This window comes from Oceanispirochaeta sp. M1, assembly GCF_003346715.1.
Taxonomy (GTDB): Bacteria; Spirochaetota; Spirochaetia; order DSM-2461; family DSM-2461; genus Oceanispirochaeta.
The window spans coordinates 32687-48679 of the sequence record NZ_QQPQ01000036.1; the positions used below are offsets into that span (position 1 = coordinate 32687).

Here is a 15993-nt window from a genome sequence, read left to right on the forward strand (position 1 = left end):
GTTGCTCTCCTCTTATCCCTGATATCCACCGGAAATTTCAATAACCTCTCCGCTGATATTTTTTGCTGAACCGGAACATAGGAAGAGAACTGTTTCTGCGAGTTCTGCTTCTGTTGTCAGTTCCCTCGTATCTGATTTGGATTTCATTCCATTCAGTATCTCTTCTTCGGCCTTTCCGCTTTCGGCAGCCAGTCCCGGAAGTCTTTTTGTTTTAATTCTATCGGTCATTACAAGACCGGGGGCCAGTGCATTTACAGTTATTCCATGTGCAGCTACCTCTCTAGAGAGGGATGCTGTGAATGAATTTAATCCTGCTTTACTCATGTTGTAGGTAACAGAATATGCCGGATTTACCCTGGGGGCAACCGAACTGATATTGATGATACGTCCGAAGCCCTGTTTCTGCATTGAAGGAATTACCTTCTGTGCCAGATGAAAAGGGGCTGCAAGGTTAACGTCCAGTACTGATTGCAGTTCCTTCAGTGGTGTGTCGGCAACCGGGCCCATATGGCCTGAAATCCCTGCATTGTTTACAAGAATATCTATTCTGCCATGTTCCTTTAGGATACGGTTCAGTCCTTCTTCTCTATCCTGCTCATCTGCAAGATTCAGAATATAATACTCAGCCTGTGCATCCTTTTTTTCAATCAGAGCCTTGGTCTCTTCTGCTTTGATCGAATCCCGGCAGACTATGATGACCCGGGCTCCGGCTTCTGCGAGGGTTTGGCTGATGGCACGGCCGATGCCTCCTGCTCCTCCGGTAATAAGAGCTGTTTTGCCTGAAAGATCAAGGTTCATTTATTTTCCTTATCAACATTGAGTCCGACAGTCTCTTCACAGCACTCAAAGAGAGGCTGCTCAGTTCCGGCCATCCTGAAAAAGAATATACGACAGTGAGCACCCTGTCTGATATTTCCCTCTACAGAATAGAGGGGACTCCGGCTCATCATCTCATAGCTGGCTTCGATATCGGAGACAGAAACTGCAAGATGATGAAGACCGTCAGGATCAGCAGCGATAGGACTTGTGGGATCAGTGACTTCAAGGAGTTCCATCTTTTCGGATTTACCGGAAGATTCGGTTCCCAGAAAGGCGATCTTCATTCCCACTTCATCATATTGTCCTGAAGATTGGAGAGTGTAGCCCAGGTTAATAAGCCCTGCACTAAACTCTTCAATGTCAGATACTTTAATCGCTATATGATCAATTTCAGCACTCATGCTTTACGTTTTCAACCAGTTTTGGAGAAATCCTGTGAAATAGAGCAATATGATTTTCTCCTACACCAGAAGATACAATCATGGTTTTATCACCGGCCTTCATAAGACCCTTTTCAATTGCTTCCATATGGTTCACAGCAGATGAGGCTACGGCAATATTTCCATATTTTTCCCAGGATTGATAGATTTTGTCTTTGGGAACACCCAGGCATTCTCGCCAGGACTCGGGAGTCCAGGGAACGGGCTGGTGTGTAATCAGAAAATCTATGTCTTTTTCTGTATATTTTGTTTTCTCAAACATCTTACTGCTGACCCTCATAATATCGTTCTGGGTCTCATGAGCAATTTCCTTCTGCATGTCTTTGTCATAAAAAGTTACAAATTCCTGTTCATAATTAGGTCCCTGTGATGTGGGAATCAGAAGCTTCGGCGCTCTTTTCTGGAAGATGATAGCCTTGTGACGTTTTCCGATACTGTGGGAGTGGGAGGAGATATAACCGTATCCGTTTTCAACTTCTCCAACGATTCCTGCTACTGCACCATCTCCGATATAGACACTGTAGTAGGTCGTTTTATCATTAATGAGAGAGTCCAGTGAACTTCCGACAATCAGAACCTTTTTCTTGGCTCCGCATCTGACATAATTCATTGCAATTTCCATCATTGTTATGAAGGAAGAACAACAGGTATCAACGTTAATGGCTCCTGCATTTTTAAGACCCAGTTTATGTTGAACAAGCGAGGCGTTTTGGGGAACAGAAAGATCGGGTACAAGGGAAGAACAGAGAACCAGATCAATTTCGTCTTTATCTATTCCGGCATTGTATATGGCTTTTGCAGCCGCCAGGGTTTCTGCATCAGAAGAAAGCATGGGATGGGGGTGAATGGATTTTTTAATTGAAACGGGATCCATGGGAACACGTCTTCGTTCAACGGCTCCCTGAAAGGGATTCGACTGTTTTTTCGGCGGTAGCCTGGATACCCATTCATCATACCAGGGCTGAGATTCCCATCCGTCATAATTGGTCTCGACTCTTCCAGGCATGCGGCCGTTCTGGTCGATTGCATCAATATATTCGTGGTGCAGCAGAGTTTCTTTTCTTAAAAACTTAACAAGATTATCTTTTTTATTGGCAGGGACTTCTTTTGCGGGCAGAAATCCACCCATACTGATCAGTCCGGCATTCTTTAGTTGTGACATTTTTATCTCCAATTAACATTAAAACAATAATAAAAAAATGAGATTTATTGTAGTTGAATGCAGGTATGAGAATAAAGTCTCCAGTGGCTCTATTTAATTAAAATTTCTTAAAATAGTGGGTTTTTACTATATAAATCGGTGATATTGATGTCACATTAAGAGACATTTGTTCGTTTCCATTATATATATGGATTTCATAATCATCTGAAAAATGTGATAAAAAACTGGCTCATGAATCGGTTTTAATCATTACTCATATTTTATCTTTTTCTTTTTTCTCTTTAATATACCAATCTTCATCCCCGTATAATTCACTTATACAGTCCGGGCAAAGACTGTGTGAAAAGGAGATCTCAGTATGGTCTTCAAAGTAGCTCTCTATTTTTTTCCAGTAGCCCTTATCGTCCCGGATATTCTTGCAATGTGCACAGATCGGGAGTAATCCGGTCAATGTCTTTATATCTTCAAAGGCAGCTTTGAGTTCCTTTTCAGCCTTCTTTCTTGTGTCGATTTCTTTTCTCAGAAGACGGTTCCATCTTAAGATAATCAACAGAATTACAGCGGCTATTCCAGCAACTATCAGAATAGTTCTGATTATATCTCCCGGTGTGATGCCGAACTCATACTTAATTGAAAGCCAGTTGCTGCGAAGTGCTGTATGCAGTTCAGGGCTTATGGCATCAAGACTCTTATTAAGGATGGAGACCAGTTCCGGCCAATCGTCTCTTACGGCTATGAACAGATTGTAGTTCCCGTATTCAGTGGGAGCTGCTACTTTAAGATTCATCAGTCCATACTCATTAATCAGGTAACTGCAGGTCGCAAGATTTCCTATATAGGCTTCGGCCTTGCCGGTTGATACAGCTTTAAGGGCATCAAGAGGTGATTCGGCAGGGTAGGGAGTCACTTCGATCCCATCTCGTTTAAGCCAGTCTGTTATTATATTCTGATTCAGCAGAGCCACTTTCATATTTGTAAGATCATTCAGGTCTGCAATAAAAGGTGAATCTTCACGGGATATTATAACCAGAGGAAATGAGAGGTGAGGATTTGTGAACAGCAGATACTCTTCGCGGTCTGCACTTTTTGCAGAACAGGCGATTATATCAAGTTCCTTATTCCTGCTTCTTTTCAAGACTTCAGGCCAGGGCAGGTTGGGTTGAACCTCCAGCTCTATCCCCAGATTATCAAAAATAATCCTGATATAGTCTGCAGCTATTCCTTGTGGGTTTTCCTGTTCATCAAAGGAATGAAATGGAGGAAAACTTCTTGGACCGCTGATCCTTAAACGTTGATGTTCTTCAATCCATTGTTTCTCCTCTTCATTCAGATTGATGAAAAGCTTATAGGCTTCTTCCGAATCTTCTGAGTCTTGTGAGAATAGTAGCGTGGGAGATAAATAAAAAGAGATGCAGAGTATTGCTATAAAGAATGTTGATGAAGATGTCTTTTTATTTTTCATGACCTACTAATTCCTGTATCACAAACTCTAGGTTTAAAAGGCTTGAGTTTCCAGTAATTATATCAGAACCTGACTGAGTAGTCAGGTTTCATGGGTTGTCCGGTATAACTTTCAGCTTTGAAGTACATCTTCAGGGTTATGACCTCTGTTTCGCCTCTGATATCCCTGCGAGCGTTTTTTGGCAATATCTCTGGAATTCTCAAGAGGTATAAACTCTCCCTTGTAAGTGAATCCATCTTCCTGTGTATTGCTTTCAAAGGATCTATGGAGCATTGTCTTATCAATAGGGTCGAAGTTCAGGTCATAAACCTGTTTGATTTTTCCATCATCATCTCTTTCGATCCACATTCTTTCATGATAACGGGCTATGCCGCTGACTCTTTCCAGATCTTCTTCTTTTAACATTTAATCTAACCTCTATTTGCCTTGCCGGTGATGGATTCTACAGAAATCTTGAAGACCATTTCATTCCAGACACAGATAATATTACCATAATCTGTGCCCTGAGGATATAAGAAGAATGAGTCGTTCCTTTTGGAAATCTCAGATATCAGGCCGCAGCTCAGAGGTCTATTATTGTCGTCAGTTAATCCAAAACTCTGTAAAATAGCTCTAAGGAGAATTAAAAATGGATAAGCGGTCTTCCCTGATTTCCGGATATTTTTGTGCGCTTCCATTCTTGGCATCTCTATGTTCAATTCATTTATCTATATAGCCGGGCATAGTACAACGGCTATCAATAAGTCCATACTCGCCATAACCGCTCCAGTTTTTATTGTGATATTCTCACGAATCTTTCTTAAAGAAAAAATATCTCTTCGTAAGGTTCTGGGTATTGCTATTCTGTATGGCGGAATATTTGCTTCATTGTTTCTGGGTGAGGAGATAAGACTGTATCATTTTTTCTGTATCATAGTGATTGTGAGTGGGATACTGCTGACAACCTTTGAGAAGAAATCCGGTAGCTGATTAATGTTATTTAGTGATAAATTCTCTGAACCTGTCGTTCACTAAGGTGTTCAGATCTTCTTTCATCCTTTCTCGTAAACTGCCCAGTTCTGATACAGAATCGTTTTCTGTAAGATTTTCAGGGAGGAAGAGCTGGTAGGGTTCAATATTAAGAAAAGAACAGATCTCATTCAGAGAGTCGGAAGAGGGGAATTTCTTCTGATTTTCAATGGCTGCTATCATGCTGTGTCCCAGAGATACTTTCTCAGCAAATTTCTCCTGAGACAGTCCCAGGGCTGAGCGGTATCTTTTGAGATTGACTGCTAAAACACCCCGCACTTTATCCTGTTTATATTCTCCCATCATTAATTTAATTATCTATCCCCCGGGATAATTCCTCAAAAGCCCTTCGGCGGATTCTGTTCGCCACTTAAAGTGGCGGAGTAAGTTGTTAAAAAGCGATTAAGCCATTTGGCTTCTCAGCTTTCTGCTGCTTTTAACTACTCTTTCATAATCAATCTCATGCTCGAACAGAATGATAGAGCTTGATCCTTTGGTATAGGCTGTTGAGATACTGCCAGAATATGCTGATGGTCTAATTATACAAAACCAGCAGCACAAGCTTTTGGCAAACATGACATTTGTAAATAAAATAGGAATTAAATTTTCTTCGGATATTATGGAAAATGCTGTATTCTTGAATGATACCCCCGGGGAGGAGTCTGAATAGTGCATTTCAGGTCTATTACAGCAAAACTGCTCTTTCTTATTATTGGAACTTATATCATCACCCTTCTCTCTATTTTATTTATTGCTGACAAACAGCTGAATAAAATCCTGGATAAGAGTCAGACAGAAATTTATCATGAGAAGCTGGAACTGATATGGAGTGAGCTGGACCGTACTGAGCAACGTCTTCAGAAAACAGGCCTTGTAGAGGCCAATGTGGATGACTTCCAGAATTCGGTACTTTCACAGTTTCGTAAAGCCTACTACAGCGAAGATGAACTTACTGTCTATCCTTTTATTGTGGACCATGAATTCAAAGTTATTTTACATCCGACAGTTCCGAAGGACAGTGATCTCCTGGATCAATATAACTGGACGGAATTAATGCCTGCTCCTCATCAGGGTCAGTTCACAACCCAATTTATGGGTGTTGATAAGTGGTATATCTATCAGGAGTTTGCTCCCTGGGGCTGGCTTGTCTGTTATACAGTTCCTGTCAGTGAAAAATATCGGGACGCACGCAGTTTTATCAGCATGCTGCTGGTGGTTATGCTGATGTTCATGATTTTGATCCTGCCGGTTCTGACAATATTGCTTGTAAATTTTATTAAGCCGGTTGTGAGGCTGACAGAAATCTCTCAAAAGATGGCAGAAGGTGAGCTGGATCATCACATCGCTATAACAAGCAGGGACGAGATCGGGGTACTTGCTCAGAGTTTTAAAAATATGCAGAGCTCTATAAAACAGAAGCTTGAAGATCTGAATCATGAGAATACTGAGCGGAAGAAGATTGAGGGTGAGCTGCAGAAAGCACGTAATTATATTGTCAGTGTTATTGAGTCCATGCCGTCGGTTCTGATCGGAATTGATACAGAGGGTATAGTCACTCAGTGGAACAGCAGGGCTGTCGAACTGACGAAGATACCTTCATCCTCAGCTGTAGGACAGCCTCTGGATCAGATCTTTCCATTTCCTGATATTGATCTACTCAGTATACTGTCAGGCATTCAGAAAGGTATCGTTCAGTTCTACCCTCAGCAGGTTCGGAGTGAAGGAGATATGGTTAATTATGATGATATTACCATCTATCCCCTTAAGAGTATTGATGAGCAGGGGGCTGTTATCCGCATAGATGATGTGACCGACAAAACCTTATTAGAGGAGCAACTTGTTCAGGCACAGAAGATGGATGCTATAGGGCAGCTTGCCGGTGGTATAGCCCATGATTTTAACAACATGTTAGCTGGAATTACAGGAGCAGCATCTCTCCTGCAGACCATGATTGATTCTAAAGATGATAAGAGTGTGAAATATCTGAATCTTATTCTGGATGCTTCCAGTAAGGCTGCAGATTTAACCTCCAAGCTCCTTACTTTCGGCAGAAAAGACAGCATCAGTTCCACGTCAGTTAATATCCATGAAATCATAAATGGAACTCTGGCTCTTTTGGAAAGGACTCTTGATCGAAGAATAATTATCCATTGTGAAAATACTGCAGATAAACCAATTTTTTCCGGGGATTATTCAACCATACAAAACGCTCTGATGAATCTGGCGATTAATTCTTCACATGCTATGAAAGATGGTGGAGTGCTGACGGTGAGTACAAGAAATCTTTTTTTTGATGAGTACTACTGTAGAGTAAGTCCATTTAATCTGCTTCCCGGTGAATTTATTGACCTGGCAGTATCGGATACGGGTGTAGGAATACCTCCCGATTCTCTGGGGAAAATTTTTGAACCTTTTTATACAACAAAGGAGCATGGAACAGGTACCGGTCTGGGTCTCTCCTCTGTATATGGGGCAATGCAGAATCATAAGGGAGCTGTAAAGGTCGAAAGTGAACTTGGCAACGGGACGGTTTTTCATCTTTACCTGCCCTGCTCAAAGCAGGAAATCAGAGTTCAGATTCACAAAGAATCTGCTCTTAAAAAAGGGAGCGGTACCATACTCCTTATTGATGATGAAGAGATTATACGCCTTACAGCCGAACCCCTTCTTAAAAAAATGGGTTATAACGTATTGCTGGCCAGGGACGGAATAGAAGGACTTGAAGTCTATAAAAAGGAACAAAGCCATATATCAATCGTTCTCAGTGATATGATAATGCCAAGGATGAATGGCAAAGATCTTTTTTATAAGATAAGAGAGATTAATCCTACCTGCCTATTTGTTATTTCATCGGGATTTACAAAGGATGAAAATCTTAGTGAAATGAGAGCCGATGGGCTTTCCGGGTTTATTCAGAAGCCCTTTCTTACAGAGGAACTCGGGAAACTGCTTGATGAGATTCTCCACTGATCCCCGTTAAGGGAAAAAACGGCCTAAATCTACAAAGAGTGATTCCACGCTGAAGAAGTCCCCTGCATCGGGCAGATTGTTTTCATCATGAACTGCTTCAGATACCCGACTGTCTCCTTCATAACGGAACTGATAGCTCCATACTGTATTGCCGTCCTTGTCATAACTGCTGAAGGATGCATTCTTGCCGTCCCCATCATAGGTCAACTCGAAACGGCCCGTATATACGGCTGAGCTGTCTGTTACATCGATTGTTAAAAGCGGATCGCTGTATGTGAAAGTGTATGTACCTACCAGAACACCGTCACCATCGTAATGGGTGATGGTTGAGATTCCTTTTGCATACTCTTCAGCACTGCCGAGGCTTCCACTGTAGGCATAGACAAATTTCTGCAGAAGGGTGGACTCATTATAGATCTTCAATTCTGCGGGTACTTTGTAATCATTAATAGGAGTGTAGCCGATTGTATAGCGGAGGGGGATATAAAGGCTTCTGCCCCTTGTATCCAGGCTGTTCAGGTAACCATCGCCGTCGTATCCGAATACCAGATCAAGAACTGTTTCACCATTCCACATTGTTGTCTTTCTTGTCAGACGCTTGCTGCTGTCATAACTGAGGTCTGCCTCAAGTGGATGTCCGTTCAGGTAATCAGGTGCTGATCTGACCAGCTCAATGGGCAGGTAGGAAGAATTCAGAGTAGCCGATGTGTATCCGTAGGAGTCAAAAAACCAGAGACTCATCCATGCATAGGAGACTGGGCTGTCAGTCAGACTCAAGCCAGGGGCAGAGGGCGCCGCGGGTTTTCCTGGTACCGATATGCCTGTATCATTTCTGCTGCTTGTGTTCACTCCGCCGTATGTCGGGAAGCCCGGAATTTCACAGGGTGCTTCATAGCTGCCGGAGGCCGTTGCAGAACCATAACCTGTGGCCCTGGTCTTTCGGCTGCTTCCGTCATAGTCATAAACTATATAGGCGTCTCTAAGTGAATCACTCCCATAGATGGAGGTCAATGTTGTGTTGTCCGAGCCGTCATATGCATGCTTATAGGCCCACTGCAGGGCAGATGAGGCGCTGTAACTGCCTGTTGTCAGGACCTTGCCCGTTCCGTTGTAGGTCCAAGTCTGGAAAGATTGAAGAGCTGAACTGCCGTTATATTTGCTCTTCATTACAGGGCTGCCGCCTGTGTAGGAATATCCGTTGAACCAGGAGAGTGTATTCCCGCTGTCATAATAGGCTTCAGTCACCAGGTCTGAACCGGTCCATTCATAGACGTAGGACCAGAGAACTGTGCCGGAGGGGAGGGTATGCTTAATAAAGATGCACTGTCCCTGACTGTTATAATCATAGTACTCAATCCATTTCAGATTGTCCTCACTGTCATAACAATAGAGGATATCTCCCTCGGAATCGTAGCGGGTATAACTTGATGCACTGTCTGTGGGAGAATCTTCGTCCAGGAAGTCCAATGAACAGCTCTGCAGGAAAAGTGCGCTTAACATAAAATATACGGCTAATGACTGTTTCATCGTCTTTACCTTTATTAATGACATAGTATGTATTAATATATCTCTTATCTGCATGGAAATCAAAAGGGCACAGCCTATTATGGAGAATCTTTTCAGATTCTTGATACTCTTGTTTATACTGGTATTTCCTGCCTGCCTGGGGGCAGAGATCCAGGTGGAGATAGCTGTACCCCAGTTGAGAGACGGGATGGAAGAGCTGGAAGCGCTCCTTGCGGAGAACATAGGTGACGCTGCAGTTGAAATCGAGAATCTTGTAAATAATTTTCTTGAGAAACCAGAGTTTACCAGAGCCTTCGGCTCCGCTGTCAGTATGTCTGCCACCCTCCCTATGCTGGGAACTCAACCTCTTGCATCAACTTACTCCTTTTCTCTTGGAGCCTATGCCTCACTCTACTCCTATACTCTGGATGTTCAACTGATCTCTGACCGATTGTCTGAACTCAATCCAGAAGAGGATTTTGAGTTTGGAGGAAGTGCCAGACTTATCAACGGCAGCTTCACATTCCCTCTTGAGAAAGTACTGCCCAGGCTGTCTCTCTTTGCTTCAATCGGCTATTCAGATGTTAAGAGTGAAGATTATTATCTAAAGGATTTCTTTCTGCAGACGGCCCTTGGTTATGCTGTTTTCAAAGATCTTGGCAGAGAGGATCGACTCAGCTGGACTCCTGTATATATTCAGGGCGGAGGGGCCTATGGATTTCATGATGTTGGTACCAATATTCCTGTGGGAGAGATCATAAGAGAATTTGAAGCTGATCCTGACGGGAACGGACCTCTTCCGCCTCAGGACGTCTCCATTCTTCTGGACCCCGTTCTTGATATCGGGATGCGGTCTAATATCGGATGCTTCTCATTTTCCGCCACCACAGGAGTAAGCCTTTTTAACAGTTTTCATTTTTATCTGGGAGCCGGATGCAATCTCTCCTTTGGTAGAACTGATATTCTTCTCTCCGGGGATAATGAAGTTACGGTTCTGGGCTATCTGGGAGATCTTGTAGACGTTCCGGGCAGTATTTCTGTTGATGGTTCGGTGGAAGGATCGTCACCCAGACCTTTTCTCGGATATTTTTTTACGGGAATCCAGTTTGATATAAGCAGGATGTTTATCAATATTCCAATCCTCATTCTTCCCGGCAAAGGCTTGAGCAGCGGGATCTCTCTCGGGGTCAGCTTATGAAGCGGCGGATTTTGATTTGGATTCTGATAATTTTAGCATCTTCACTCACTGCACAGGACATTTATCCCGGCAGGACTTATTCAGTTGTTCCGGAGTTCTTTTCAGGATTCTTCCTGCCTCTTGGAGAAGGTAAAATCGGAGGAGGGATAGAAACCGGGCTCTCTGTGGTAGATTTTATCCCCCGTGTCAGAATGGGGCTTGCCGGGGGATATGGTTTTTTGAGTGATGATAACTCCCAGGCACTGCCTTTTCCTTATTTCAGTCTGAAAGGAGGATACAGAGTGCCTCTGGGAGAACTTTTCAGTTTTTATCCGGGAGCAGTATTTTCAATGTACTGGCCCCTGGAGGAATCAGGAATATCCATGAAGGCATCCATTGCAGCTTCGGCTATGTTTGATATGCATCTGTATAAGCGAAATTATCTGAGTCTGGAAACGTCCCTATCCTTTCCTTTCAGCTCTGAACTGCCTCCTTATCTTTCCATAAACCTGGGGGTAAAGCACTCTATTCCCTTTAAAAGGTCTGTGCCTCCTGTTGATCTGGAGCTTCTGGTCAGGCCGGAAATCTTTTCTCCTGACGGTGATGGAGAGGCCGATGTACTTGAGCTTGTTCCGATTATTGAGAATCCATCATCCGTAAAAAAATGGACTTTCCGGATATTTGATAAGACTGGTGTTCAAATCTATTCGCAGAGTGGAAAGGGAGCACCCCCCCCTGCTATCAGCTGGGACGGTTATGCTTCAAATAATATTCTGGTTTCATCGGCTGCAGACTTTTCCCTTGAACTTGAACTCTTTGATATTCTGGGATACAGAATTATGAGAGAAGGCAGTTTTATTACAGATGTTTTTGTTTTCAGAGAAAATGGAAAGCTGAAGATTCGAGTCCCCGGGATTATTTTCCCACCCGGATCCTCCGATTTTTCCAGATTGACAGACGAAGAGGTAGAGCAGAATAGGGAGATTATCAGGAAAATTGCAGCCACTCTATGGAAGTTTCCCGAATATAGAATCCTTATTGAAGGTCATGGAAATCTAATTCACTGGAGTTCGGATGAACTGGCCGCCATAGAGCAGAAGGAAGTTCTTCTTCCATTATCAGAATCACGTGCTGCTGCTGTCAGAGATGTTCTCGCAGAAGAAGGCATTCCCCTACTGAGGCTGGATGTCGCTGGACGGGGAGGAGAATTCCCTCTTATCCCCTTTGAGGATGAACAGAACCGATGGAGAAACAGAAGGGTTGAATTTATTCTTTTGAAATAGCTCTTTCATTCTTCTTGTTTTCTCTGATTTGATCCAGAAAATAGTCAATCAGAACGGTAGATACAACTGTACCGGCAAGGCATATACCAAGGAGGGGCACTCCCATCTGCATATCCTGTTGTCGGGGATCATCCAAAGCTCTGCTGAATGTATTGTAGCTGACAACAGTTGCCAGGCTCATACCGAATAAAGCTCCTGCGGAAGATATCCAGAGACCGGTTTCAGGATTCATTTTTTTTGGTAGAAAATCTGTGAGAGGCTGCTCTGTCGGCGGGGCCGGAATGAAATCATCCTTTGTTTTCGTTTCATCCGCAGAGAGAGTAATGATCAGTAATAACAACAATGCCAGGGATATGGCAGATCTCTTCATATACAACCTTTATCTGAATATATAATAAATCCATACATTCTTATGAACTTATATTATATAATATCCTATCTCGAAAAAAGGCCGGATTATGAATAAAAAAAATCTTCCTCTGTTTATACTTCTTATACTATTTTTTTCATCTCTTCCTGTTTTTGCGGAATATCCGAGTTTTAAAGGCGGAGCAGTTCTCAGGGACAGCTTAAAAATAGAGAATGACGGAAGTGCATATAATCTGGCAGATGAACTTGGTTTCACAGTGGAGGTCGCATTCACAGAATACAGTCGTTTTGCCGCCCGTCTGGAGCTGAATCCATTGAAAGGTTATAACGCCGCCTGGACCGACAGCCCTTCAGGTTTTTTTGAACTTGAGGATGATTTCAACAGAACTATGTTTTACCTGGAATCCGATGTGCTCCAGGAGAGCGGTCTTAATCCCTCTGTTCCCCTGAATCTGAAATTCGGATATGGAAGCAGCCAGGAGGTATTAAGATTTGAACATACCCGCTACCGATTTGAGCACTCCACTACCTCCGGAATTGACGGCTTCAATTTCAGAACCCGGCTGCAGTTCGGTGAAAACTACTATCTTACAGCAGCGGTAAATCCGGCCTCCTTTTCGTTTGAGGATATTTCTGTTCCCGACTGCTTCGGAGCATTCTATCTGGAGAATGATCATAGAGGTATTTCCTGGGGCTCACTGATCCATTTTACGAGCTCTTCCATGCAGCTTTTCTACGACTCCCATTCTAATCTTGAGAACAATCGGATTTATAGCGATCCGGACAGCGCAATGACTCTGGGGATAGGGGGTACACTGCTGTTGAGTTTTGCCGGAATTGATATCTTCGGATTCGGTATGACTGAATATTTTCTCATGTATGACCGGGACAGTGATGATATCATGCAGGCTGAATGGGCGGCTGGTTTTGAGATACCCCTGCTGGCCGGAATGACGGCCAACCTTTCGGGAAGTAACGGTATGATTCTCTCCAGCACAGGAGAGGGCAGTTTTATGAATTTTGGTCTTGATGTACAGAGTATGATGAATAAATACTTCGGCCTGATCGGAGCCGTTGCAGGCCTCGGCATTCTTGATTCTCCCGGGCTCTCCTATGAGGCGGGGTTCTGTCTGGAACTGGGCCCTTTTTCTCTGTATTCAGGTTACAGTGATCATAATACAGGAGCTCCGGCAGCTTATACCAAGGGAGCCTTTGACAAGACAGAGATCCTGGGGGATGAGGTTATAGGCGGAGGATTCTTTCTAAGTATCGAGGCCGAGTACTGATCTCAGTCCACGTATCCGGCAGTTTGTATCTATTAATTTTAATTTATTTCCGGAGAAAATCAAGAATGAGGGAGTTCACTTTTTCTGCCTCTTCCATATTCGGCATATGGCCGCAGCCTTCAAGAAATGCTGTGTGAATTCCCGGTAGAACTGATATAATTTTTTCAGTATGTTTCGCAGGCACAGAACCGTCATTGCCGCCCCATATCAGTAGGGTTCGATCCCCCTGAAGCCGGGCATATGTATCAGAGAAATCTTCCATCATATTATTCCTGAAAAGAGATTTTACTGACCTGGAAAAACCTCTGTATCCGGTCTGACTTGTAAAAGCATTTACATAGGCTTCTGATTCGCTGATACCGGAATGTCTGAATAGCTTTTCTGCCCGTTCTGTCAGAATACGGGGCAGGATGGATATTGCCATCAGATCTCCCAGAATGGGTATGCGGACCAGGGTTACTCCTGAGTTATTCTCTGCCATATGCAGAGCAGGGGATATCAGTATCTGGCGCATCACTTTATCAGGATGTTCAGCCGCAAAAGCCGCAGTCACGAGCCCTCCCATTGAGTGACCTACAAGATAAGCCTGATCAATATCAAGAGCGTCCATCAGTTCCTTGAGCTGCCGGACATAGCGGCTGCTGTCATATTTATTCCGGGGGCGGTCTGAAAGTCCCCGTCCATAATGGTTATATCGGAGAACCCGGTATCCCTCATCAACAAGAACCTGATACTGCCTGTCCCAGTCATACATTGCTACCGAAAGACCGTGGATAAGTATCACGGCAGGAGCATTTTCCGGACCGTCGATCTCATATTCTGTCCAGCCCTCGGAGAGCTTTACATAATCATTTCCCGACTGCTCTCTTACAGTGTTATTCAGTGACTTTTTTTCCGGACTGATCAATGATATTATAAGGAGAAGTACGATAAGTGTTGTTAACATAATCAAAGTTCTCTTCAGATTTACAGCCATGACATTTTCCTTTTGAGCTTTATCTTGAAGTGAGTTTTTATTAATGTTTTTTCTAATTGTAGTCATACTCAGTTTAACTGATACTTTAAGCATTGTCAGTTAAAAGAAATGGAGTGATTGTGAAACTAAATATCAGGTAAGTATTAATTAATATGATATTGTAGATACTGTGTCGGAAACAGACGGCAATTTTTAAGAAAACATTAGATGTCTTTGATGAAATCAATAGGGAAATTGAAGATATGAATAATTCTTTTTCTGAAATCGGTCACTCAATTGAATAATTGAATACCGCCAGCCGGGAGGCTTTGAAAGCCTCGGAAGAGCTCAACATGGTAACTGTAAATATCCAGTCCGGTTTCAGTGGAATTAAGAGAATCTAAAATTGATGCTATAGGCGGAATAGTACTGCGGGGGGCAGACACAATGAGCGTTAATATTGACTTCCTCGGGAAAAAGATTGTATTTGTAAATCCTCCCGATCTTGTAAAAGGGCCGATTATGGAGATCCTCACAGATGAGGAGCTTGAGGTCTATGTTCTTATGGATCATCAGAAAATACCCGCGATTGTTGCCAAATATCCGGATACTATCTTCTTCATAAATGTGGATGCTGTACAGGTGGAAAACGAGTGGCAGATCTTTATAGAAAATTTGAATTCAGTTAATCCTGGTATTCAGATAGGGATAATGTCATTCAAAATTACAGATCCGGAACAGGTTCAGTACTACCTCCTTGATCTTGGAGTCAGCTGCGGGTTTATTCAGCTTAAGCAGGGGACAAAGGCTGCTTCGGATATGATGATGAAGGTTCTCAAAGCCAATGAGGTTAAGGGTCGCCGCAAATATATCCGTTATCAATGCAATCTTGAAGATCGGGCTGCAGTCAATTTTTCTCTGTTTGATACACAGGTCAACGGAGAAATATTGGATATCAGTTCAGTCGGAATGTCTTGTACTCTGGGTGCGCATCAGGGCCTGGTTCAGAATCAGCTGATAAGAAATACACAGATGCGTCTGAGAGGGGTAATTGTCAATACCGATGTTATTCTAATTGGTTCCCGCGTAGTCAGCGGTGAACAATCTGTCTATGTGTTTCTTTTCAAGGCTGATGCTCAGGCTAAGGTGAAAGAGAAGGTACGTTTCTTTATTTTTAACGCATTCCAGAAATCCTTCAATAAAGAGTTTTCCCTGCGGCAGTAGATGGAAAATCGGCGAATTAATTTGCAGTTAGAGGGATTTCGTATTATCTTATAAGTAAGTTCATTGGAACAAAAATCCGCATATTAAGGAGATTTGAGTATGAATGATGAGAGTAGTCCGACAATCTATGGAAGTATTTTTTTATAGATATTATACAGATCTCTTTTGAGATTTGACAGGATCTTATGAATCCTGATTTGAAAAAAAAGGGGCTGTTGCAAAAGTCTAATTAGACTAAAGCGACAGCCCTTTTCTTTTTCAAAACAATTATTCGAAAGTCTTTAAATGTAAAAAGGGGCCGCAAAGCGACCCCATCGTGCTACAATTTGTTT

The 15993-nt window shown here is 42.9% G+C and carries 15 protein-coding genes; 6 read left to right on the forward strand and 9 right to left on the reverse strand.

Annotated elements, in window-relative coordinates; genetic code table 11:
- Positions 1-12: 12 nt before the first annotated feature.
- The 5 genes from DV872_RS20230 to DV872_RS20250 form a co-directional block, all read right to left on the reverse strand.
- The gene (locus DV872_RS20230; protein WP_114631784.1) at positions 13-798 is read right to left on the reverse strand and encodes an SDR family NAD(P)-dependent oxidoreductase; all 786 of its coding nucleotides are present in this window, start codon (positions 796-798) and stop codon (positions 13-15) included.
- Positions 795-1220 (reverse strand): VOC family protein, encoded by a 426-nt coding sequence (locus DV872_RS20235; RefSeq protein ID WP_114631785.1) that lies wholly within the window; start codon positions 1218-1220, stop codon positions 795-797. The genes DV872_RS20230 and DV872_RS20235 overlap by 4 nt, the downstream gene beginning before the upstream one ends.
- Positions 1210-2421, reverse strand: a complete 1212-nt coding sequence (locus DV872_RS20240) for a 3-oxoacyl-ACP synthase III family protein (RefSeq protein ID WP_114631786.1) — start codon at positions 2419-2421, stop codon at positions 1210-1212. Before DV872_RS20240 ends, DV872_RS20235 begins: the two co-directional genes overlap by 11 nt.
- Positions 2422-2674: 253 nt before the next feature.
- Positions 2675-3883 carry a transporter substrate-binding domain-containing protein gene (locus tag DV872_RS20245; RefSeq protein WP_114631787.1) on the reverse strand — a complete coding sequence of 403 codons (1209 nt, stop codon included), beginning with the start codon at positions 3881-3883 and terminating at the stop codon, positions 2675-2677.
- Between the two features lie 111 nt (positions 3884-3994).
- Positions 3995-4288: a hypothetical protein gene (locus tag DV872_RS20250; RefSeq protein ID WP_114631788.1), complete on the reverse strand. Its 294-nt coding sequence runs from the start codon at positions 4286-4288 to the stop codon at positions 3995-3997.
- 258 nt (positions 4289-4546) lie between these two features.
- Here DV872_RS20250 and DV872_RS20260 point away from each other — a divergent pair, with 258 nt between their 5' ends.
- Entirely contained in the window at positions 4547-4852 is a 306-nt protein-coding gene (locus DV872_RS20260) for an EamA family transporter (protein WP_255526131.1), read from the forward strand.
- A 6-nt stretch (positions 4853-4858) separates the two neighbouring features.
- Here the strand turns inward: DV872_RS20260 and DV872_RS20265 are convergent, their stop codons facing one another.
- Positions 4859-5197: a helix-turn-helix domain-containing protein gene (locus DV872_RS20265; protein WP_114631791.1), complete on the reverse strand. Its 339-nt coding sequence runs from the start codon at positions 5195-5197 to the stop codon at positions 4859-4861.
- A gap of 363 nt (positions 5198-5560) precedes the next feature.
- Here DV872_RS20265 and DV872_RS20270 point away from each other — a divergent pair, with 363 nt between their 5' ends.
- The gene (locus DV872_RS20270; RefSeq protein ID WP_114631792.1) at positions 5561-7861 is read left to right on the forward strand and encodes an ATP-binding protein; all 2301 of its coding nucleotides are present in this window, start codon (positions 5561-5563) and stop codon (positions 7859-7861) included.
- A 6-nt stretch (positions 7862-7867) separates the two neighbouring features.
- On the opposite strand, the gene DV872_RS20275 is transcribed toward DV872_RS20270, so the two are convergent.
- On the reverse strand, positions 7868-9388 hold the full coding sequence (locus DV872_RS20275; RefSeq protein ID WP_114631793.1) for a hypothetical protein: 1521 nt from the start codon (positions 9386-9388) through the stop codon (positions 7868-7870).
- 52 nt (positions 9389-9440) lie between these two features.
- Between DV872_RS20275 and DV872_RS20280 the strand changes: the two genes are divergently transcribed.
- Both DV872_RS20280 and DV872_RS20285 read left to right on the forward strand, forming a co-directional pair.
- Positions 9441-10565, forward strand: a complete 1125-nt coding sequence (locus tag DV872_RS20280) for a hypothetical protein (RefSeq protein WP_114631794.1) — start codon at positions 9441-9443, stop codon at positions 10563-10565.
- Complete coding sequence (locus tag DV872_RS20285; protein ID WP_114631795.1) at positions 10562-11827, forward strand: OmpA family protein; 1266 nt, start codon at positions 10562-10564, stop codon at positions 11825-11827. The genes DV872_RS20280 and DV872_RS20285 overlap by 4 nt, the downstream gene beginning before the upstream one ends.
- Here the strand turns inward: DV872_RS20285 and DV872_RS20290 are convergent.
- Positions 11811-12197 carry a hypothetical protein gene (locus DV872_RS20290; protein WP_114631796.1) on the reverse strand — a complete coding sequence of 129 codons (387 nt, stop codon included), beginning with the start codon at positions 12195-12197 and terminating at the stop codon, positions 11811-11813. The genes DV872_RS20285 and DV872_RS20290 overlap by 17 nt on opposite strands.
- An 88-nt stretch (positions 12198-12285) precedes the next feature.
- Between DV872_RS20290 and DV872_RS20295 the strand changes: the two genes are divergently transcribed.
- Positions 12286-13482 (forward strand): hypothetical protein, encoded by a 1197-nt coding sequence (locus DV872_RS20295; protein ID WP_114631797.1) that lies wholly within the window; start codon positions 12286-12288, stop codon positions 13480-13482.
- A gap of 43 nt (positions 13483-13525) precedes the next feature.
- Here DV872_RS20295 and DV872_RS20300 read toward each other — a convergent pair whose 3' ends face one another.
- Positions 13526-14458, reverse strand: coding sequence for an alpha/beta fold hydrolase (locus DV872_RS20300; protein WP_158547081.1), 933 nt, complete (start codon positions 14456-14458; stop codon positions 13526-13528).
- A gap of 426 nt (positions 14459-14884) precedes the next feature.
- On the opposite strand from DV872_RS20300, the gene DV872_RS20305 reads away from it, so the two are divergent.
- Positions 14885-15661 (forward strand): hypothetical protein, encoded by a 777-nt coding sequence (locus tag DV872_RS20305; RefSeq protein WP_114631799.1) that lies wholly within the window; start codon positions 14885-14887, stop codon positions 15659-15661.
- Positions 15662-15993: the final 332 nt, after the last annotated feature.

Bases quoted from the DNA above. Each gene is read 5' to 3' on its own strand.
- DV872_RS20230 (WP_114631784.1), bottom strand. From the start codon at position 798: ATGAACCTTGATCTTTCAGGCAAAACAGCTCTTATTACCGGAGGAGCA.
- DV872_RS20235 (WP_114631785.1), bottom strand. From the start codon at position 1,220: ATGAGTGCTGAAATTGATCATATAGCGATTAAAGTATCTGACATTGAA.
- DV872_RS20240 (WP_114631786.1), bottom strand. From the start codon at position 2,421: ATGTCACAACTAAAGAATGCCGGACTGATCAGTATGGGTGGATTTCTG.
- DV872_RS20245 (WP_114631787.1), bottom strand. From the start codon at position 3,883: ATGAAAAATAAAAAGACATCTTCATCAACATTCTTTATAGCAATACTC.
- DV872_RS20250 (WP_114631788.1), bottom strand. From the start codon at position 4,288: ATGTTAAAAGAAGAAGATCTGGAAAGAGTCAGCGGCATAGCCCGTTAT.
- DV872_RS20265 (WP_114631791.1), bottom strand. From the start codon at position 5,197: ATGATGGGAGAATATAAACAGGATAAAGTGCGGGGTGTTTTAGCAGTC.
- DV872_RS20275 (WP_114631793.1), bottom strand. From the start codon at position 9,388: ATGAAACAGTCATTAGCCGTATATTTTATGTTAAGCGCACTTTTCCTG.
- DV872_RS20280 (WP_114631794.1), top strand. From the start codon at position 9,441: ATGGAAATCAAAAGGGCACAGCCTATTATGGAGAATCTTTTCAGATTC.
- DV872_RS20285 (WP_114631795.1), top strand. From the start codon at position 10,562: ATGAAGCGGCGGATTTTGATTTGGATTCTGATAATTTTAGCATCTTCA.
- DV872_RS20290 (WP_114631796.1), bottom strand. From the start codon at position 12,197: ATGAAGAGATCTGCCATATCCCTGGCATTGTTGTTATTACTGATCATT.
- DV872_RS20295 (WP_114631797.1), top strand. From the start codon at position 12,286: ATGAATAAAAAAAATCTTCCTCTGTTTATACTTCTTATACTATTTTTT.
- DV872_RS20300 (WP_158547081.1), bottom strand. From the start codon at position 14,458: ATGGCTGTAAATCTGAAGAGAACTTTGATTATGTTAACAACACTTATC.
- DV872_RS20305 (WP_114631799.1), top strand. From the start codon at position 14,885: ATGAGCGTTAATATTGACTTCCTCGGGAAAAAGATTGTATTTGTAAAT.